Source organism: Paenibacillus hubeiensis (genome assembly GCF_032334105.1).
In the GTDB taxonomy this organism is placed as follows: Bacteria; Bacillota; Bacilli; order Paenibacillales; family Paenibacillaceae; genus Paenibacillus; species Paenibacillus hubeiensis.
This window is the reverse complement of sequence record NZ_JAVYAE020000003.1, coordinates 549,755-570,630: the sequence shown is the minus strand read 5'-3', so window position 1 is coordinate 570,630 and position 20,876 is coordinate 549,755. Positions and strand designations below refer to the sequence as shown.

The following is a 20,876-nucleotide window of genomic DNA, read 5'->3' as shown; positions in this document are numbered from 1 at the left end:
GGAGGACTCGAAACTATGAATCCACAGCAACCATCCGAAGGTTCAAGCTTGAACAGAGACCGTGCGGATGAAGTCATGAAAGCGCAGGGACTCCAAGCGCTGGTTGCCACAACGCCGGAAAATATCCATTATGTCATTGGATCGCAATTGCGAGCCAGCAATTGGACGATGCAGATCTATGCCATACTGCCCGCCGACCGTTCGGCAAGGCCGTGCATCGTCATTCCGACGAATCGTCTGGGGGTCGTCGCCCAGTTCGGCATCACAAACGTTGACATTTTTGCTTATAGCGATTTCTTTGTTGAGGGAACAATCGAAGGCAAACCTTCCACCGCTGACATTGATCTGTTCTATTCCTTGCTGCAAACGACGGTGATTCACAAAGGAGCGGCAGATGCCTTGTTTGCTGCGTTGAAGCACCTTGGCATTGAAAATCAGCCTATCGGCATCGACGAAATGCGGATTGCGCCGGATATTTGGGCCCAGGTCCAAGATGCCTTGCCGGATGGGGCTGTTGTTCCCGCGTATACATTGTTCCGGCATATCCGGCTTGTGAAAACGCCGTTCGAGATCGAACGGCTGCGCCGCGCCGCTGAGGTCAATGAACGGATCGAGCGGGAGCTGATCGAGCTTATCGCGGCAGGCGTGCATGAAAAGGAACTGGCGGACCATTATCGGCTTGCCGTGATGCGCGCAGGCGGAACGCCGGCCATGACGGCCGTGGGAGCAGGACCGCGCAGCGCCTTGCCGCTGATCGAAAACTATTTCCATACGATCGAGCAAGGGGACCAAATCCGCTTCGATCTATGCATGCAGTTGGACGGCTACTGGGCTGATACGGGACGTACCGTCGTTGCCGGCGAACCGACGGCATGGATGAAAAAGCATTTCAACGCCGTAAAAAGCGGATGGGAGACGGCGCTTGAAGCCGTACGCCCTGGCGTAAAGGCCGCAGACATATTTCATGCGGCGGTGTCCCGCGTACAGCGCGAAGGCATCCCGCATTACCGTAGACAGCATGTCGGGCATGCCATCGGCCTGGAGCTGTATGATGATCTGACCGTTTCCCCGGGTGACCAGCACATTCTGGAGCCTGGCATGGTGCTGTGCGTAGAGGTGCCTTATTACGAACTCGGCGCAGGCGGCTTCCAAATCGAAGATACGGTGGTCGTGACGCCGGACGGATATGAGTTTCTGACTCGCATGGAGCGCAAATTGTTCACGAAATAACGAATCCCGGAAGGCTTCAAAGCAAGCGATCAGGCAGCTGCCGATCCAGGAGCTTTCCTGCCGAGAAAGTTGGAATTTCAATGATTCAGCAGGGAACCAAGACGTTTCGAAACATTAGCCTTGCGCTGTTTGCCGCAGGATTCGTTACGTTTGCGCTGTTATACAGCCTCCAACCGCTCATGCCGGAGATTAGCGATGCATTTGCCATTACTCCGGCACAATCCAGCCTGACGCTTTCCGTTTCAACGGTGGCGATGGCCATTACGATGTTGTTTATCGGCACGTTGTCCGACGCCCTTGGGCGGCGCTTGATCATGACGGCATCCTTGGTGCTGTCTTCCGTCATTGCCATTCTGAGCGCATTCAGCCACGGATATGCCGACCTGTTGTTGCTCCGCGTTCTGCAAGGCGTGGCGCTTGCAGGTCTGCCTGCCACGGCGATGACGTATTTGTCCGAAGAAATCGAACCCGCAAGCCTGGGGTACGCCATGGGATTGTACATCAGCGGCAATTCGATCGGGGGGCTCGCCGGGCGATTTATCAGCGGGGTCATTACCGACTGGTTCAGTTGGCGTACAGCGATCGGATTTATCGGCATGCTCGGCCTGTGCGCAGCCGTCGTCTTCTGGCTGCTGATTCCGCTGTCGCGGAATTTCGTCAAGACTTCTCCCGGCTTGCGCCAGGCGATATGCCTTCTATGGTCACAATGCCGGAATCCCCGGCTCCTGAGTTTGTACGGGCTTGGCTTTTTGCTGATGGGAGGCTTTGTTACGCTGTTCAATTACATCGGCTTTGAACTGACCGGTGCGCCGTATCACCTCAGCCAATCCCTGGTAGGCAGTCTTTTCGTCGTATATCTCATGGGCACCGTAAGCAGCACCTGGATGGGCAGGCTTGCGGACCGTTATGGGCGTTCCCATGTACTCGGCATTGCTATTGCGATCATTCTGGCGGGCGCGATCTGTACCATGCATTCGGCGCTGTGGGTCAAAATCGTGGGCCTCGCATTGTTTGCCTTTGGATTTTTTGGCGGACATTCCATTGCCAGCAGTTGGGTAGGTCTTGTTGCAGAAAATCACAAGTCACAGGCAAACGCCCTGTATTTATTCTTTTATTATGTGGGTTCAAGCGTTAGCGGAACCGGTGGAGGATACATATACAGTCATTTCGGATGGATCGGCATTGTGGGCATGATCGGGGTGTACGCCATGGCTGGCTTCGCGTTATGCCGTTTTCTCTTGAACGGGCGAGCCGGGCGGGAGAGCGGCAATCCGATCTGCTGACGTTCGGCACGAACAAGTGAAAAATAAATTGAAGCGCTGCTGACATAACGGTGTCAGCAGCGTTTTTGTATTCTGATGGGTGAGGCGATATAATCTGGACATGAAGGGAGCGGGGCGAATGAACAAAACCGAACGGCAGCTAGCCATCGTTCTGGAGCTTCAGCGTACCAGAGTGATCAAAGGCCAGGAACTGGCGGCCAAGCTGGAGACAAGCGTCAGAACGATTTACCGGGATATTCAGGCGCTTAGCGAAGCTGGCGTGCCCATTGTTGGTGCCCCCGGCACCGGATATTCGTTAATGGAGGGTTACTTTTTGCCTCCCGTCAGTTTTACGGCAGAGGAGGCCGTAACTTTGCTGATCGGAGCCGATTTCGTGGAGCGGCGTTTCGATGACCGATACGGGAAGAATGCGCAATCGTCGCGCCGGAAAATCGAAGCGATTTTGCCTGAACCGATTCAAAACGAAGCGAAGCGAATTCTCGGCAGCATACGCATGCTGCCCGATTTGAAGCAGCATGAGCACAAACGATCCGAGAAGTCACACCTGGATCTGATACGTTCCGCGATGCTGTCAGGCAACAAATTGCGTTTCAACTATGTCAAAAGGGTACCCGAACCAAGCGGAAACCGGGCTAGCGAACGGACTGTGGCCCCGCTCGGGCTTGTGTTGGTGCAAGCCGGTTGGATGCTGCTCGCGCATTGCGACCTTCGGGGAGACACCCGTCATTTCAAGGTATCCCGAATCAGTAATCCCGTTATGACGGAAGAAAGGTTCGAAGTGCCCACCGGCTTTAATTTACATGAATACATGCCGCGAGACGATCGGGATGTCCGTATTTCTGCCCGTTTCAATCCAGCTATAGCGGATCGGGTGAAAGAAACGAACATTCACTACATGGAAACGGAAGAATGGCAGCCGGAGGGATACGTGGTTCATTTCCGGGTTCGACAGGAGGAAGAACTGCTGCAATGGATTCTCGGCTGGGGAGCGGACGTTGAAGTATTGGAGCCGGAATCATTCCGCTTGAGGGTTAGACAGGAAATCATGCACATGATGGCGCGCTACTGAACAGAATCCCAAACGTCAATTGAACTTCGAGGGAACGACGTTATAGTATTTTATAAATTGCTTTAGAAAAGGTAAAAGGATCGGCATCCCCCAGCCGTTCGGCAATTTTTGCTGCGGATTTACGCCCTTGTGCATATAAAAAGAAGATGCCGAAGACCGCTCCCGTCTAATGTTGGGCAGCGGTCTTTGACCTTCGGACATGGCAGCCGTTTTATTTTGCGGGAAAGCTGTATTTCCGGGCAAGAGACACTACGACCAGTGCACAAAGCGATAATATGAGCAGTGCAGTGCCAGCAAAGCAACGCCTGCAAGAATCGGGCAGCGAGAATCAGGGCATAGCTGGATGAAAGGGCGGCAACCGTGTTAAAGGCGGCCAAACCAACGATGACGGCGAGCAGCAATGGGCGTCTCCTTCATTTGCCTGTAAACAGGGCAATCCCTCGCTGATCTGCGGCAGCAAACCGGCTGGAAACGGTAATGATGCAGATGAATCCGGACATGGCCAGTGCGAGTTCTATACATTAATTTCAATGCAGTTTACTTGTCAAGCACTTCTGGATCGATTAGTATAATGAGCATATTCAACGCTTGCTGGCCGCCGAACGCGACGCTTCAAAACGGTGGCTGATTCGCAGTTTTTTTGCGAATTTATAATAACGTTCGGATTTGTTTGGGCAAAACCGGGCAACCCGGCGTATAATGATATATACATGTATTGAAGACAAGGTGGTAGAAATCATGAATTCTTATCAGGCATTATGCCAAACTCTGTTTGGCGATTTCCCCGAGGAACATATCAAATATTCCGAATTGATCCGGAATTATACGTATACAAGATTGGGCGGCGCCGCCGATGTGCTGATGTTCCCGACAACGGTCGACGAAGTGGCAGCCATCGTAAAACGATCAGCCGGGAATGACATCCCGTTGACGATTCTGGGCTATGGTTCGAACATGATCGTGCGGGACGGCGGCATTCGCGGCATTACGATGTCCCTCCAAAACCTGAACAAGATTGAAGTGCACGGAAACACGATCGTCGCCCAGAGCGGGGCGGCGATCATAGACGTTTCTAGACAGGCGCTGGCATCCAGCCTCACGGGTCTTGAATTTGCCTGCGGCATTCCGGGTTCGGTCGGTGGGGCGCTCTACATGAACGCCGGAGCTTATGGCGGCCAAATGTCCGATGTGATGGAGTCGGCGACGATTGTCACTGAGGCGGGAGAAATAATGACGCTGCAGAGTGAAGATATGCTGCTGGGCTATCGCAAGAGCGTATTTATGGGCAAGAAGGACATCATCATCGATATCAAGCTCAACCTGGCGCCTGGAGATCCGGTGCAGATTAAGGCCAAAATGGATGAACTGACCTATGCGCGGGAGTCCAAACAGCCGCTTGAATATGCTTCCTGCGGAAGCGTGTTTAAACGTCCGGAGGGATATTTCGCGGGCAAGCTGATTCAAGATAGCGGGCTGCAGGGAACCCGGATCGGCGGCGCGGAAGTGTCCCGTAAACATTCGGGTTTCATCGTTAACGTGGACAATGCGACGGCGCAGGATTACATCGAAATGATCGCGCTCATTCAGGAAACGGTGAGCCGCAAATTCAACGTGGACCTGGAGACGGAAGTCATCATCATTGGCGATGAGGCGCCGGCAGGCAGCTAAGCACGCATCTTATAACCATAACCGAAGATTTTGGTAAAAGGACCTGCAGCTCAAGCCGAGCGGCAGGTCCTCTTCATTGTTCATGTCTGGTGCTGATCTTCTAATGATAACGTCGCGAAGTACTCGACAACGACCTCGCGAAAATCATGGGCGGCACGAGAGATATATCGGTTTTTGTGCGATAACAGGGCGATTTCCCGCACCAACTGAACGTCTTCTACTCGCAAATAAGATATCCGCTCTCTCGGATTTTTTGCTGTGCCCGGGATGAATCCAATGCCGATCCCGGCTTCCACCAGCGAGCTCAGCCTGGCGGGTTCATCTCCTTCGTACACGTAGTTGGGTACGAATCCGACCGATCGGCATCTGGCATCGACGAGGTCGCGCGTAGCGTAGCCTTTTTTTACGCCAATAAACCATTCGTCCTTTAATTCCGACAAAGGCACGCTGCGCCGATTGGCCAGTCGATGACCATGGGGGACGGCCACGAGAATCGGGTCGGCATATACCGTTTCGCAGTGAATTTCATCCGATTTAACCGGGGGCGAAGACAGGCAGAAGTCGACCTCTCCGCGATGAAGGCGAACCAGCATCTCATCCGTGGTCAGCATTTGCACATGAAAATGAAGATGAGGGTGCTTTTGCCGAAAAATGCTCAAAATTTGCGGCAGCCGGCTTGCGGTGGTTACGGCCAGCTCCAACGTACCGTGTTCCGGACCGGACAAGTCCTTGAGCTCCTGCTGCCCCTGTTCCAATTCAAATAATGCTCTCTCCGCACGCTGAAGGAAACGGTTACCGAATTCATTCAGCCGCAATTTCCTTCCCGTACGGTCGAAGAGGGGCACCCCCAAATCCTCTTCAAGCCGCTGAATCGTTTTGCTTAACGAAGACTGGGTAACGTGCAAGCTCCGTGCTGCCTCGGTGACATGCTCCAGCCTGGCGACGGCCAAGAAATAGTGCAATTGTAACAGTTCCATCCCCATTCTCCTTTGCTTATTCCCTTAAGTACATGAAATCATAACATAAAATGCGTTGGAATAAATGAACAACCTCCGGTAAGATGACATCATCAACAACAGGAGGGTACCACAATGAATGTAAATCGCAGATGGTTAATCATTTCGGTAGGGCTCGGCATTTTACTGAACCCCTTGAATTCATCCATGATCTCCGTGGCCGTGGCCAGGCTGAAAGAAGTGTATGCGCTGGATTTTGCGACGGTATCGTGGATCGTGTTTTCGTTTTATGTTGCAAGCGCAATCGCCCAACCCATTATGGGCAAAGCCAGTGACCTATTCGGGCGCAAAAAAATATTTTTGACCGGCCTTGCCGTTGCTTTTATCTCCTCCTTGCTGGCGCCGTTGTCCCCGACCTTTGGCTGGTTAATCGTTTTCCGGATCATACAGTCCATTGGCACAAGCATGATGATTGCCGTTGGCATGGCACTCGTTCGCGTGCATGTGACGACCAAACAAGGGGCGGCCTTGTCGGTATTGTCCATTTTTTTATCCGGTGCGGCTGCGATCGGACCTTTTGTCGGGGGAATGCTCATCCATTGGCAGGACTGGCCCGCCATTTTTCTCGTCAACGTTCCGTTCGTGGTGGCAGGGTTCCTGTTATCGTGGAGGTTCATTCCGACTGAAAACACGCGACAGTCCGAAGCGAGAGCAAGATCTTTTCGCGAATGGTTGCAGTTCATCGATCTCTACGGCATATTGCTGTTCTCCTTGGCGTTGATCGGCACTTTGGTAAGCTTGCTCTCCTGGAGCTCTGTCGGAAAATGGTCCTTGTGGCCGGTAATCATCGGGGTTGTCGGGTTAATCGCATTCGTTTTGTTCATTAGGCGCGAACTGGCTATAGATAAACCATTTATTCCTTTGCGGGCGTTTGTCCGGTATCCGGGCATGGCTTGGGTCAACGTACAATACATCCTGATCAATGTGTTATATTATGCGCTGTTTTTCGGCGTGCCTTCGTACCTGCAGATGGTTCGGGCCGTTGACGAATTTAATACGGGTTTGATCATGCTGACGCTGGGACTATGCTCGCTTGTGGCATCGCCGTTTGCAGGCCGTTGGGTGGATCGTGCGGGAGCCCGGCCAGCATTGCTGGCTTCCAGCGCACTTATGGTGTTTGGTTCCATATGGATGGTGAGTTTGAATGCGTACTCGTCCGTTTTCGGGGTGATCGTGGCCTTGGCTGCATTCGGGATCGCCAATGGCTTGAACGGAGTGGGAATACAGGCAGCGCTGTTCCATAGTTCACCCCATGAAATGATCGGCGTCGCATCCGGACTGTTCAATACGTCGCGATATTTGGGTACGATCGGCTCGTCATTGTTAACAGGCATTATTATGGGTAAACAGTTCAGCGCCTCGGGATTTCGTGTGCTTGGTCTGGTTCTTGCCGTCATTGCCGTGTCTCTGGTTATCATTAACCTGAAAAAGTCCGAATCAGCCGTAGTGGACAAGACGTTTTCATGAAAACTATAATATCTGTGCCAGCATATATAAATTGAACGATATAATTAACGAGAACGGAGAGGGCAGAAAGAATCTGAAGAAGCGAAGCGGTCGCCTAAAAGCTTTCTGAAGGAAAGCTGCATCGGAAGCATAAGCTATCACCGGATTTCCCCTTGAGAAAGGGATAAGAAAAATCTGGGGATAACAGCGATCGGAAGATGGTTCTGACCACGTAGTTGCTCTGTGTAAATAGTGATTCTGAATTCCGATGGGAGCGTGGGCAATGATCACCAAAACGATCGATGGCGTTTCGTTTGATTTGCAAGAAGACTTCGATTTTGAGTTTCTGTCGGACTATGGACGCGTGTTTAAAGTTTATGACCAGCAGGATTCGGGCAATTTGTGTTTCGGAGTTCAGAGTGCAGAACGGAAACGGTTTGTAAAACTAGCGGGAGCGTCGACCGTGCGGTCCAATACAAGCCCGGATGAAGCCGTGAGTCGCATGAAAGGCACGATTTCCATTTACGAAGACTTGTCTCACCCCGCGCTAATCCATTTGATCGGGCATAAGGAAGTTAACGGAGGATATATTACCGTGTTCAATTGGTTTGAGGGTGATTGTATGGGTAGGCAGTATGCGTCACATGCACGGTTTGAAACGTTGCCGCTGACAGAAAAATTAAACATCTTTCATGAAATTGTGTTATTCCATATCCATGTTCACTCACGAGGGTACATCGCCATCGATTTTTATGACGGTTGCATCTTGTACGATTTCGAGCGAAAGCAAATGATGCTGTGCGACATCGAGTTCTATAGCAAAAACAAACCGATCATAAACACGATGGGGCGGATGTGGGGGTCAAGCCGTTACATGTCGCCGGAAGAGTTTCAACAAGGGGCCGTGATTGACGAAAGATCAAATGTGTATCTGATGGGTGCTGCCGCTTTCCAGCTGTTCGGCGGCGGAACGGATCGTTCGCGGGAAGCGTGGAGAGCAGGGGATGAATTGTACCGTATTGCCTTGAAGGCCGTGCAGGCGGAAAAGGCTGAGCGGTACTCAAGCATTAACGAGTTTCATTCGGCTTGGACGGAAGCTTTAGCCCGATAAGCCCGATGAGGGGAATCGGTTATTCATCGTTGCGGAAATTTCATGGGATTAATCAAAATATACGGATGCACGCCACCATGAGCATAATCAAAAGGGCGGACCTGTAAACAGGCCGCCCTTCCATTTTAGCTATACGACTTACAGCGTAGCGACGTCAATGACGAAGCGATAACGAACATCGCTGCGCAGCACGCGCTCGTACGCTTCGTCTACCTGATCGGCGGAAATGACTTCGATCTGCGGCACGACGCCATGTTCTGCGGAGAAATCAAGCATTTCCTGGGTTTCGGCGATGCCGCCGACGAGGGAACCGGCAATGCTGCGTCTGCCCATAATCAGCGAAAATACGCTGAATTGATTCGGTTCGGCCGGCGCACCCACATTAACCATCGTGCCGTCGATGCGCAGCAGTGACAGATAAGCATCCACATTGAGGTTGGCCGATACGGTGTTCAGGATCAGGTCAAAGCGGCCCGCGAGCGTCTTGAACGTTTCCGCATCGCCGGTAGCATAATAGTGGTCTGCGCCAAAGCGGAGTGCTTCGTCTTTCTTGTCCATGGAGCGGCTCAGCACAGTAACCTCGGCCCCAAGCGCGTGCGCGTATTGGATCGCCATGTGGCCCAATCCGCCCATGCCGACGATGGCTACTTTTTTGCCAGGGCCTGCATTCCAATGTTTCAATGGGGAATAGGTCGTGATGCCTGCGCACAACAAGGGACTTGCCACATCGAGGCCGAGGCTGTCCGGAATGCGAACGACAAATCCTTCTTTGACGACGATTTTTTGGCTGTAACCGCCGTATGTCGGGTTTCCGTCATAATCCAGGTTGTTATAGGTTTGTACCACGCCTTTGGTGCAGTATTGCTCGTCTCCATTCAAGCAGTATTCGCACTCACCGCAAGAATCCACGAAGCAGCCAACGCCAACGCGGTCGCCGACTTTGAACTTGGATACTTCCGATCCTACAGCTTCGACGATACCGGCAATTTCGTGGCCAGGGACCATCGGGAAGATGCCGCCGCCCCATTCGTCGTAGGCGCTATGGATGTCCGAATGGCAGATGCCGCTGTATTTGATATCGATCAGAATATCTTGCGGACGCAGGTCTCTGCGCTCGATCGTCGTTCTTTCGAATTTGGCTTTTGCGCTTGGTGCGCTCAATACTTTGGTTTGGCACATGATTCAAAACTCCTTTGTGTATTTATTTTTAGTGAGAATTTTAAAAAATAGAGAGTGTTGCTGCAGATGCTCATTAGGCATTGCGATCCGCGTTCTCTTGCTCCGTGTTAAAAATTTCCTGGGCAATGTTGAACGAAGACCAGGCTTTCGGCCAGCCGACATAGAAGGAAAGATGCGTGATGATTTCACTGATTTCCTCTTTCGTCACGCCGTTTGTCTTTGCTCTATGAAGATGAGGCGTCAATTGTTCGAAGCTGCCTCCGGCAATCAATGCAGCAATCGTAATCATGCTGCGGTCGCGAGGGGAGAGTTCTTGTTCCCTGGACCATACTTGACCAAACAGGACGTCGTCGTTCAGTTCGGCGAATTTGGGTGCGAAGCCGCCCAGCAGATCCCGTCCAGCTGTTTGCTTTTCCGCCATATCGATCAGCCTCCTATCGTTTTTTCAGGCGCAAGATGCAGTATAGACCTTCAAGTCCACTTGAAGGCAAGAGGGGATTTAATTTTTTTTAGTTGGATGTATATCTCTTGACTTCAAGTTAACTTTAAGTGATAAGTTAAAACGATGAAGATTAATGGGGTGAATCAATGAATATAACGAAAGTGGCAGAGCAATTCGATTTGACGTCGGCAACGCTTCGATATTACGAGCAGGTCGGGTTGATTCCGCCGGTACGTCGGAAAGAGAACGGGGTCCGCGATTATACGGAAGAGGATATCAAGTGGGTGGAATTCATCAAATGCATGCGGAGCGCAGGGTTGACCATCGAAGCGCTGATCGAATATACCTCATTGTTCATGAAAGGGGACCATACCCTTGAGGATCGCAAAAAAATCCTTATCGACGAACGCACGAAACTGGCAGCCAAGCAGCGGGAAATCGAGGAGACCATTCGCAGACTGGATCTGAAAATCGAAGATTATGATGGAATATTGTCCGCTTGCGAAGCAGAACTCGATACAGATCGAATCGCCGAATCCAAGGAAACAAGAACGGGCAATTGAATATCTGCATTACCGCTTGAACATCAAAGAAGAGCGAATCACACCGTAAAGGGTACGGGATGATTTCGCTCTTTTTTCATTTCAAATATTGTTTGCGGAATTGCAGCGGTGAAAGTCCGAATTCACGTTTGAAACAGGAGGAGAAATAGGGGGAGTAACGAAACCCGACTTCCTCGGCGACCCGGTCAATGGACCAGTCGGTCGTGACCAGGAGACGTTTGGCCCGTTCCAGCCGATACTGCTGCAGATAGTCCGACGGCGTGCAGCCGTATCTCGCTTTCATGCAGCGTACGATATAGTTCGGATGAAAATGCAGGGCCGACGCGATCGCTTCATTGGTGATTTTCTCGCGATAATGGGCCTGAAGGTATGCCGCAGTCCGTTCCGCCAGTCGGGAAGCCACCGAATCCGTTCGACCAAAGCTCCCTTCTTCGAGCAAGCCGAGCAATTCGCCAAGCAGCTGCTGCTCCTGCCAAAAGGAGAGGGAGGGCGGTTGGGCCAGCAATTGCTCCACCATCCCCAACACCGTCCGCGGGTCAGGCAAATGCATGTATTTCGGCAGCCGCAGCGTGTAAGGGTTAATGAATGGCCTGGTTGAATAGGGGGATGGACTGCTCTCCGTTTGCTCTGCCGGAAATGCATCCCGTTTGGGTGCATGCTCAAAGTGAACCCAATAAAAAACGGTATCCCGCTCACAGGGCCTGACAGGATAGTGTTCTGCATCTGGCAGCAGCAGGAGCATGTCTCCCTCCGTGAGCGTCCATTGCGATCCATTCTCGCCGATGTACATCTCTCCACGGACAATAATCAATAAATCATACGCTCCAATATGACTGCGGTGGGGATGTTGATCCCCGATGGTGTACTCTGTCCGGCCTGATCCCAAATAATAGGGGAGCGGGGGCATCCGAAGCTCAATCATGGTGTTTTCGTCCAGAACGTTCACACCCCTTTGCCTGTGTTATATTTTATAGAAATTGGTTCATTCCATTGCTATTAAGTGAGTAATACCAAGCATATAATGGAGTTCGTAAAGAGTCAATTTATATAGGAGGTACGTTTGATGCAGACAACACAGGTTCACATCCGGGACCAATTTTGGGAGGGCTATTCCGAGCTGGTACGTCAAACGGTCATTCCATATCAATGGGAAGCGCTGAATGACCGCATTGAAGGGGCGGAGCCGAGCTACGCCATCCGAAACTTCCGAATCGCTGCCGGTCTGGAACAGGGCGAATTCGGGGGATGGGTGTTTCAGGACAGCGACTTATATAAATGGTTGGAAGCGGTTGCTTATTCGCTGCGGAGCCATCCTGATCCTGATTTGGAGAACATCGCGGACGAAGCCATTGATCTGATCGGTCAGGCGCAGCGCGATAATGGGTACATCAATACTTATTTTACGATCAAGGAGCCGGGCAAAGAGTGGACCAACCTGTACGAGGCCCATGAGCTGTACTGCGCGGGACATCTGATCGAAGCCGCAGTGGCTTACGCCGAAGCGACGGGCAAAAGGAAGCTGCTTGACATTGCATGCCGTTTCGCCGACTTGATCGATACGCTTTTCGGCACAGGGGAGAATCAGATGCGAGCGTATTGCGGACACCAGGAGATCGAACTGGCACTGGTCAAGCTGTACCATGCGACCGGAGAGCAGCGTTATTTGAAATTGAGCCAATATTTCATCGATGAGCGGGGCAGCAGCCCGAGTTATTTCGTCCAGGAATGGGAACGGCGCGGCAGAACGGGGCTCTGGTCGCAAGGTTCGCCCCATCTGGAGATGTACCAATCGCACCTGCCGGTGCGCGAGCAAACGGCTGCGGTCGGACACTCTGTGCGTGCCGTTTATATGTATACGGCCATGGCCGATTTGGCTCGTTTAACGAGGGATGACAGTTTGCGAGCGGCATGCGAACGGCTGTGGGCCAATACCACTCGTAAACAGATGTACATTACGGGCGGCGTTGGTGCGACGCATCTGGGCGAGGCGTTCACCTTCGATTATGATCTGCCCAATGACGCGGTGTACGCGGAGACTTGCGCATCCATCGGACTGATTTTCTGGGCGCGCCGGATGCTTCGCTTGGAAGCGAAAAGCGAATATGCGGACGTGATGGAACGTGCGCTGTACAACAACGTGCTTGGCAGCATGTCCAAGGACGGCAAACATTTTTTCTACGTCAACCCGCTTGAGGTATGGCCGGAGGCCAGCAAACGCAATCCGGACAAGCATCATGTGAAACCGGTCCGCCAAAAATGGTTCGGCTGCTCCTGCTGCCCGCCGAACGTGGCCCGTTTGCTCAGCTCGCTGAACGATTATATTTATGATGTGTCTGCGGAGGAGAACGCGGTTCACGTTCATTTGTACATTGGCAGCACGGTGCAATTTACGTCGGCCGAAGGCAGGGAAGTCACGCTTCGTCAGCATTCCGAGCTCCCATGGAACGGCAAAGTTGACTTCAACGTCTCGCTTGCTCCAGGAAGCGCAGACGGCACGGACTTTACGCTGGCGCTGCGGATTCCGAACTGGTTCCAGAGCGGGCAGCCTGTTCTGCGAGTAAATGGCGAAGTGCAGGCATATATGGTGAACAACGGTTATGCTCATATCCGCCGTCTCTGGTCGGAAGGAGATGCGCTGGAGTGGCTGCTGCCGATGGAAACGCAGTTGATCGAAGCTCATCCGCAAATTCGGGCTGACGCCGGTAAAGCTGCCATTCAGCGCGGACCGCTCGTATACTGCGTGGAAGAAGCGGATAACGGAGCGCCGCTTGCTTCGTTGTCCATTGCCGAGGCAGCGAACTTGACCGAGCGCGAAGCCCCGCATCTGCTCGGCGGATGTGTTGTGGTAGAGGGTGACGGATTCACCGCAGACGCATCCGCATGGCCGGAGGACCAGCCGTACCAGCCGATTCGCAAACCCCGCACGCCGGTACGCTTTACGGCAATTCCTTATTACTTATGGGGGAACCGTGAACCTGGTGAAATGAGCGTCTGGCTGCGCCATTGATGCAGAGATGGAGGTATCAGCGCAACCCTCCGTTTCAAGGCGTTGTACTGTTGCCCGACCATAATGTGCGGTTTCAAGTCTTGCAGGACAGAAGGTCCCTCTGTACTAACGGGGGCCTTCCGTCATGCCCTGCATGTTGAAACGCGGAAGCGGAGTTGAATGCATGGATAGAGAACATGTACAAAAGTCCCGTATCGAACGAATTACGCTAAAAAATCGGATTCTTCTGCTTTTTGCCGCCGTGGCCCTCATCCCCTTCCTCTTATCCTGTTACCTATCCTACAATACGATCAATTCCATTCTCACGACCAAATTGCAATCCGGCATCCAGAGCAATCTGAAACAGGTGACCCTTTCTTTGGAAAACACGCTCAGCAACCTGAACCATGTTTCCCAGCAGCTCGCCTTCGAAGGAAGCATCGGCAAACAGCTGGAGCAGCTTATGATTGCAGATCAACCCTATGACCGCAGTTATTTAACCGACCAGATCAAATACCAGCTGAACCTGATTGCGTTCACCAATCCCAATATCGGGTTAAGCATGTACTATTTTCGCGAAGACGGGAACGTTCTCTTTGAAACGATGGGGGTAAAGGATTCATTTGATCCGGATCAGCTGCCAATTATGGCCGAATATTACGGAATCACGTATTTTGGGCCTCATATCAGCAATGACCGATTTAACGATCAATATGTTCTTTCCGCGCTGCGAAAGGTGGATTTGCCCGAACGGGGCGATGCCTATGTATACATTGAAAGCGGGTTTAACCTAACGCAAAGCATTCTTGACCTGGATGATGTCAGCAAAAACACAGCTCATCTTATTTTGGATAATCATGGACGTGTCTCGTACAGCGAGTTAAGGGATGTATTTCCCGAAAACGCGGCGTTTCCGGCTTCGGACAATCCTTCGCTTACTGCGGCAGCTTCAGGGATCACTTCGGGCTATTATTGGTACAGGCAATTCAGCAACCAGGGATGGAGCGTGGTTTCCCTTATCTCCAAAGCGGATTACGACCAGGAGAAAAACCGCTGGGTGATGCAGATGGTCCTGTTAACCGTGCTGTTTGCAGCAGTCAGCTTGGCCATCGGCTGGTTGTTGTGGAAAATGGTATATCGGCCATTGTCCCAATTCCACCGGGAGATGAAGCAGATGCTGAACAGCAACTTCAACGTGGTGGACGCCAACTCGCGCATACCGGAATTTGAAATGCTGCTGACACAGTTCGGGCGGATGAAGTCCCACATTGCAAGATTGTATTCCGAGGTCGAACTCAAAGAGAAGCGCAGGGCGGATCTGGAAATCGAGAAGCTGCTGTACCAGATCAATCCTCATTTCCTGATGAATACGCTGGATACTGCCCATTGGCTGGCTGTCATGAATGGTCAAGAGGAGATTGACCGACTCGTCACTTCGCTGAACAAGCTGCTCTATTACAATTTGCGCAAAGGCGGCCAGAGCTCTACCATCCGGGAGGAGATCGATTCGCTCAGGCAGTATTTGATCTTGCAGCAGATTCGCTATAATTTTCAATTTGATGTTTGCATACACATCGATGACGAACTGCTTAACGTATCGGTACCGAGGTTCATTTTGCAGCCGCTCGTTGAAAATTCGCTGTACCATGGGCTGGATGACAAGGGAAGGATCGAAGTGGAAGTAAGCAGGCACAACGGCTGGCTTGAAATCTCGATTAGGGACAACGGCAGAGGCATCTCCGAAGAAAAGATCAAAGTACTGCTGGAACAGGAGCAGGCCGAACGACATCGGGTTGGCATGGGCATCGGCATGAATTATGTCAAACGTATGCTGGAGTCTTATTATGAAGGCCATGCCAGCCTGATCGTCACCAGTGAGCCGGGGAAGGGAACCCGGATCGTCATTGGGCTGCCGATTCAATGCAAAGGGGAGGAACCATCATGATCAACGTGCTGATCGTCGATGACGATCAATTGGTGCGCAAAGGGCTCATGCTCGCGATGCCTTGGGATGCTTTTGAAATGAAGGTGATTGGCGAAGCAGGGAACGGGGAGAAGGCACTTGAATTTTTATCGGAGAACCGCGTGGATTTGTTGATTACCGATCTGGCCATGCCCGTCATGTCAGGGATCGAGTTAATCCGTGCCGCGCGCAAGCAATACCCGGATTTGCCAATTGCGGTTCTGACGCTGCATCAGGATTTCGAATACATTCAGGAAGCGCTGCGTCTGGGCGCCATTGATTACATTGCCAAAGTGCAGTTGGAGAAGGAACGGTTCGAAGAAGTGCTTGGACGCATTCATGACCGTATTCAGGCTGACAGGCGTAAACGCTCCAACGACGATATTGCATCGGAATCCGGTAAGGATGCACTGTTTTACGGAGAGCTTGAAAGAGGCGGTGCACAATCACTGAACGAATCGAATGGCGAACGGGAGCATACCGGAGCAACTTTGGTTGAGGCGGAGGATGGAGGCATAAAGGACAAGCTGCACTCGTTTCGCTGGGTTCATGATGAGCGATATATGAATGAAATGCTGCAAGAATTGAGGCTTATGCAATTGCCCGTGCCCCGGTTGATGCAGTTGCTTTACGGCGTCACGGTAGACTGGAACCGCATATTCAAAACCATTGTACAAACAGAAATGATCACGCCCGTTCATTTTGCCTCCTGGCAAGACGTGGTGGAATGGATGGCGGAATTTCGCGCAGCAGCACTTGGTTTATCGGGGGGCCAGTATCTCCGCAAAGAGGTAAGCAGCAGCATCTTGACTGCCGTCAAAATCGTACATGACGAGTTACACAAGCCTTTGTTCGCCAGCGATGTCTCGAAGCGTGTTAATCTCAGCCGCAGTTATTTCAATCAATGCTTCAAGGAAATGGTCGGTTATTCTTTTAATGAATATCTGCGCAAAATCCGGATCGATAAAGCACGGGATTACTTGACTCAAACCGCCAAACCGATTGTCTGGATTGCGGAGCATACGGGTTATGCCGACGAGAAGTACTTCAGCCGGATCTTCCGTGAGCAGGTGGGTATGCTGCCGAGCGAATACCGGAATGCGCCAAGACGAGGGTAGACGGATGGAGCTTGGGTGGGATAAATGAATTGTAAGCGTTAACAAAATCGGACGTTTCACCTCCTGTTTCTCGTTCGGTTCTCTATCTATCGATGTTTCAGGCTCGTGTTATATTGTTGGTGCTGGACGCGAATGACATTTCAATAAAGGGGGAGCATCCATTTGGGCAAAAAAATGGTCATGGTGGCGATGATGCTGCTGCTCGCATTCACGAGCGCCTGCAGCAGCGCGGGCAGCCAGGAGAACGAAGCGGCGGGGAACAGTACCACGCCAGGCGTTACGGAAGAAGGGCCGGCAGATCCGTTCGGCAAGTATGATCAGACGATTACCCTGACGTATGGCAAAGAGGTCGATCCAACGGACAAAAGCTTGCCTGCCGGGGATACCCCGGAGAATAACCAGTATTCGCGTTATGTGAAGGATAACCTGAACATTGATACGAAGGTCACCTGGCAGGCGGCCACCGGCACGAACTACGAGCAGAAAGTGAACCTGGCGATTTCAAGCAACGATTTGCCCGACGCGCTCGTGGTCAAGGATACTCAGCTGCGGGCGATGGTGAAGGCGGGTCAGCTGGAAGACCTGACAGATGCATTTAATCGATTCGCTTCGCCGGCCATGAAGAGTTATATGGAAAAAACGAACGGCGTATCGGCCGAGGCGGTCACATTTGACGGAAAAATGTATGCCATTCCTAGTATACAAGTACACTCCGACGGCGTTCACCAAATGTGGATCCGCAAGGACTGGCTCGACAAGCTGGGGCTTGAGCCGCCCAAAACGATGGAGGAACTGGAGCAGGTCGCGAAAGCATTCGTGGAACAGGATCCGGACGGCAACGGTAAGCATGATACGATCGGAGTTGCCGGACAGCAGAACGGCGGGCGGTTATACGCCAATTTCCTGGAGTCGACGAACAACACGTATGGACTTGATCCGATTTTCGGGGCCTACAAGGCGTATCCCGGTTACTGGTTAAAAGACGATGCGGGCAACCCGGTCTATGGTTCCATTTTGCCGGAAACGAAGGAAGCGCTCGCCAAACTGCGCGATATGTACGCTGACGGGTTAATCGACAAGGAACTCGGCATTCGCAAAAGCGCGTCCGAGCCTGTGGTCAACGGTAATGCGGGTATCTTTTTCGCGCCGTGGTGGATGGGGTATGGACCTCTGCCCGATGCCATCAAAAACGATCCGAATGCCAACTGGCAGGCCTACTTGTTGCCGCTGGATGCCGACGGGCAATTCAACGCCCACATGGGCGCTCCTTCTACCGTATTCGTCGTCGTTCGCAAAGGATACGAGCATCCCGAAGCTGTCATCAAAATGCTGAACCTGCTCATTCGCGACGAGTCTACATTCGATATCTCCGTGCCAGTGGGGCACTACCCGCTGCGTGTTCCGATGTCTTACATGGATGAGAGCGAATATTCGGCGAAAGCGCTGCAAGAGGTACTCGCCGGTACGAAGAAACCCGAAGACTTTACCGATCCGGGTTACAAACTGCTTGCGGCAGATATCCAGAATGTCAAAAAGGTGAAGAAAGAGCCGTATGACAATATGGACATCCAGTATTGGGACCCTCAGGCAGACCTTGGCGTATGGAGCCGCATCTATTCCCTGTTGGTCGGATCATCGTCCTTGCAGCAGGACTACAACAAGGTATATAGCCTGCTGTATTCCCAGACCCGCACGATGGAGAGCCGCTGGTCCAACCTGAAGAAGCTGGAGGACGAAACTTTCCTGAAGATCATTATGGGAGCGGCCCCTCTCGATACGTTCGATACGTTCGTCAGCGACTGGAAGAAGCAGGGCGGGGACAAAATCACCGAGGAAGTCAAAGAGTACGTGAAGTAGTACGTCATTTTAAGGGGGCAGCTGTCCAGGGCGCCGGGTTCATCCGGCGCTTCTTCTTGAGTAGAACGTGATGGAGATTGCGGAGGAGGAACACCGGATGCGGAACCGAAGTTTCATCAAACATTATTACGTCATGTTGCTGCCCGGAATGGTGTGGCTGCTGTTCATCAGCATCATACCGATGTTCGGGATTGCCATTGCTTTTCAGGACTTCAACCCGGGTCAAGGCATCTGGAAATCGACCTGGATCGGGCTGGAGAACTTCGAATATATGTTCAGCCTGAACGATACCAAGACCATTTTCTTCAATACGGTGTATATAGCCGTCATGAAAATTGCCGGCAATCTGATCGTGCCGTTGATTTTTGCGATCATGCTCAATGAACTGCGTCTCTTGGTGGTCAAACGCTGGGTGCAAACGATCGTGTATCTTCCTCACTTTTTGTCCTGGGTCATTCTGTCCGGCATATTGCTCGACGTGTTTTCGTACACGGGTCCTGTCAACGGACTGCTGAGCATCCTTGGATTTGAACCGGTGTTATTCTTTGCCCGAGCAGACTTATTCCCGTTTATTGTCGTGGGTAGTGACGTATGGAAGGAATTCGGTTTCAACACGATCATCTACCTGGCCGCGCTGACCGGCATCAGTCCAGCCTTGTACGAAGCAGCTTCGATGGACGGAGCCAGCCGGATGCGCAGAATCTGGCATGTGACTTTGCCTGGATTGCGCACGACGATTGTACTCTTGGCGGTGTTAAGTTTGGGAAACGTGCTGAATGCAGGTTTTGATCAAATTTTCAATCTGTACAATCCGCTGCTGTACTCGACGGGCGATATTATCGATACATGGGTATACCGCGAAGGGTTGCTGAACATGCAGTACGGACTCGCAACCGCGGTTGGCCTGCTAAAATCGGTAGTCAGCTTTGTGCTCATCATCGTCTCGTATCTGCTGGCTTCGAAGTTCGCCAATTACCGCATATTCTGATAAGGAGAAGGAGTCGAGCGAGATGATAAGAGAAACGACGCTGCGATCCCGGGTGTTCGATGTCACGCTGCTGGTCGTGCTGCTGTTGATCGCATTCCTGTGTATATTGCCCCTCTGGTACACGCTGGCGGTATCTTTAAGCGAGAAATCGGCGGCTGCTGCCGGGAAAGTATGGCTGTGGCCCGTTGGTTTCAATTTCAATTCATACCAGCAAATTATCGGAGACCGTTCCTTTTTCAATTCCTTCTGGATTTCCATTCAGCGGGTGGTGCTTGGGGCAGCCATCACGTTTGTTGTAACAACGATGATGGCTTATCCGCTCTCCAGGAGCCCGCGCGAATTCCGGATGCGCAACGTATTCATGTGGATTCTCGTGTTCACGCTGCTGTTCAACGGCGGCTTGATTCCCTGGTATATGACCGTGAAAGCGATTGGGCTGTATGATACCATTTGGGCGCTTGTTTTAGGCGGGGGAGTACCGGTCTTTAACGTTATTCTGATCGTGAACTATTTCCGGAATCTGCCCAAGGAACTGGACGAGGCTGCTCTCGTGGACGGGGCCGGACCGTGGCGCATGTTGATCACCATTTATGTTCCGCTGGCCGTGCCGGTACTGGCTACAGTCACGTTGTTCACCATCGTGTATCATTGGAACGAGTTCTTTCACGGGCTGGTGCTGACTTCCGGACAGGATCATTATCCGCTGCAAACGTTAATCCAGCAATTCGTCGTCGTCATCGACGCGTCCAACATGACGGAAGACCAATACAAGCGGATGAACGAGTTATCCAATCAAACGCTGAATGCCGCAAAAATATTCATTGCCATGCTTCCCGTGCTTATTGTGTATCCGTTCCTGCAGCGTTTTTTCATCCATGGCATTACGCTTGGGTCAGTAAAGGAGTAGCGCTTCATTCATATGAATTCGGGCGGATATGGCATGGGCCCCTGGTCGGT

17 protein-coding genes are annotated in these 20,876 nt (G+C 51.9%); 13 read left to right on the top strand and 4 right to left on the bottom strand.

The window, feature by feature from the left end:
* The first annotated feature begins 15 nt into the window (after nucleotides 1-15).
* The 4 genes from RSX24_RS12590 (at nucleotide 16) to murB (ending at nucleotide 5,250) form a co-directional block, all read left to right on the top strand.
* Nucleotides 16-1,230 (top strand): M24 family metallopeptidase, encoded by a 1,215-nt coding sequence (locus RSX24_RS12590; RefSeq protein ID WP_343260793.1) that lies wholly within the window; start codon nucleotides 16-18, stop codon nucleotides 1,228-1,230.
* Nucleotides 1,231-1,310: 80 nt separating this feature from the next.
* A complete protein-coding gene (locus RSX24_RS12585) occupies nucleotides 1,311-2,513 on the top strand; it encodes an MFS transporter (RefSeq protein ID WP_236416935.1) in 1,203 nt (400 codons plus the stop codon).
* A 118-nt stretch (nucleotides 2,514-2,631) separates the two neighbouring features.
* Nucleotides 2,632-3,582, top strand: coding sequence for a helix-turn-helix transcriptional regulator (locus tag RSX24_RS12580; protein ID WP_343260792.1), 951 nt, complete (start codon nucleotides 2,632-2,634; stop codon nucleotides 3,580-3,582).
* Nucleotides 3,583-4,320: 738 nt separating this feature from the next.
* Nucleotides 4,321-5,250, top strand: a complete 930-nt coding sequence (gene murB, locus RSX24_RS12575) for a UDP-N-acetylmuramate dehydrogenase (protein ID WP_343260791.1) — start codon at nucleotides 4,321-4,323, stop codon at nucleotides 5,248-5,250.
* Nucleotides 5,251-5,330: 80 nt separating this feature from the next.
* Here the strand turns inward: murB and RSX24_RS12570 are convergent, their stop codons facing one another.
* Entirely contained in the window at nucleotides 5,331-6,227 is an 897-nt protein-coding gene (locus tag RSX24_RS12570) for a LysR family transcriptional regulator (RefSeq protein WP_236416938.1), read from the bottom strand.
* Nucleotides 6,228-6,341: 114 nt separating this feature from the next.
* Here RSX24_RS12570 and RSX24_RS12565 point away from each other — a divergent pair, with 114 nt between their 5' ends.
* On the top strand, nucleotides 6,342-7,733 hold the full coding sequence (locus RSX24_RS12565) for an MFS transporter (RefSeq protein ID WP_343260790.1): 1,392 nt from the start codon (nucleotides 6,342-6,344) through the stop codon (nucleotides 7,731-7,733).
* Between the two features lie 262 nt (nucleotides 7,734-7,995).
* Nucleotides 7,996-8,823 carry a serine/threonine-protein kinase gene (locus RSX24_RS12560; RefSeq protein ID WP_343260789.1) on the top strand — a complete coding sequence of 276 codons (828 nt, stop codon included), beginning with the start codon at nucleotides 7,996-7,998 and terminating at the stop codon, nucleotides 8,821-8,823.
* Nucleotides 8,824-8,961: 138 nt separating this feature from the next.
* Here the strand turns inward: RSX24_RS12560 and RSX24_RS12555 are convergent, their stop codons facing one another.
* Nucleotides 8,962-10,002 carry an NAD(P)-dependent alcohol dehydrogenase gene (locus tag RSX24_RS12555; protein ID WP_236416943.1) on the bottom strand — a complete coding sequence of 347 codons (1,041 nt, stop codon included), beginning with the start codon at nucleotides 10,000-10,002 and terminating at the stop codon, nucleotides 8,962-8,964.
* 73 nt (nucleotides 10,003-10,075) lie between these two features.
* Entirely contained in the window at nucleotides 10,076-10,423 is a 348-nt protein-coding gene (locus RSX24_RS12550; protein ID WP_236416945.1) for a carboxymuconolactone decarboxylase family protein, read from the bottom strand.
* A gap of 167 nt (nucleotides 10,424-10,590) precedes the next feature.
* Here RSX24_RS12550 and RSX24_RS12545 point away from each other — a divergent pair, with 167 nt between their 5' ends.
* Entirely contained in the window at nucleotides 10,591-11,007 is a 417-nt protein-coding gene (locus RSX24_RS12545; protein WP_339277989.1) for a MerR family transcriptional regulator, read from the top strand.
* 76 nt (nucleotides 11,008-11,083) lie between these two features.
* Here the strand turns inward: RSX24_RS12545 and RSX24_RS12540 are convergent, their stop codons facing one another.
* Entirely contained in the window at nucleotides 11,084-11,929 is an 846-nt protein-coding gene (locus tag RSX24_RS12540; RefSeq protein ID WP_236416950.1) for a helix-turn-helix transcriptional regulator, read from the bottom strand.
* 141 nt (nucleotides 11,930-12,070) lie between these two features.
* Between RSX24_RS12540 and RSX24_RS12535 the strand changes: the two genes are divergently transcribed.
* From RSX24_RS12535 to RSX24_RS12510, 6 genes are all read left to right on the top strand, one after another.
* Nucleotides 12,071-14,014, top strand: a complete 1,944-nt coding sequence (locus tag RSX24_RS12535) for a glycoside hydrolase family 127 protein (RefSeq protein WP_343260788.1) — start codon at nucleotides 12,071-12,073, stop codon at nucleotides 14,012-14,014.
* A 163-nt stretch (nucleotides 14,015-14,177) separates the two neighbouring features.
* Nucleotides 14,178-15,938: a sensor histidine kinase gene (locus tag RSX24_RS12530; RefSeq protein ID WP_339277991.1), complete on the top strand. Its 1,761-nt coding sequence runs from the start codon at nucleotides 14,178-14,180 to the stop codon at nucleotides 15,936-15,938.
* Nucleotides 15,935-17,074, top strand: a complete 1,140-nt coding sequence (locus RSX24_RS12525; protein ID WP_343260787.1) for a response regulator transcription factor — start codon at nucleotides 15,935-15,937, stop codon at nucleotides 17,072-17,074. The genes RSX24_RS12530 and RSX24_RS12525 overlap by 4 nt, the downstream gene beginning before the upstream one ends.
* Nucleotides 17,075-17,248: 174 nt before the next feature.
* Nucleotides 17,249-18,931: an extracellular solute-binding protein gene (locus tag RSX24_RS12520; protein ID WP_438286826.1), complete on the top strand. Its 1,683-nt coding sequence runs from the start codon at nucleotides 17,249-17,251 to the stop codon at nucleotides 18,929-18,931.
* Between the two features lie 97 nt (nucleotides 18,932-19,028).
* Nucleotides 19,029-19,919 (top strand): ABC transporter permease, encoded by an 891-nt coding sequence (locus tag RSX24_RS12515; protein ID WP_236416960.1) that lies wholly within the window; start codon nucleotides 19,029-19,031, stop codon nucleotides 19,917-19,919.
* A 22-nt stretch (nucleotides 19,920-19,941) separates the two neighbouring features.
* Complete coding sequence (locus RSX24_RS12510; protein ID WP_236416961.1) at nucleotides 19,942-20,826, top strand: carbohydrate ABC transporter permease; 885 nt, start codon at nucleotides 19,942-19,944, stop codon at nucleotides 20,824-20,826.
* Nucleotides 20,827-20,876 lie beyond the last annotated feature (50 nt).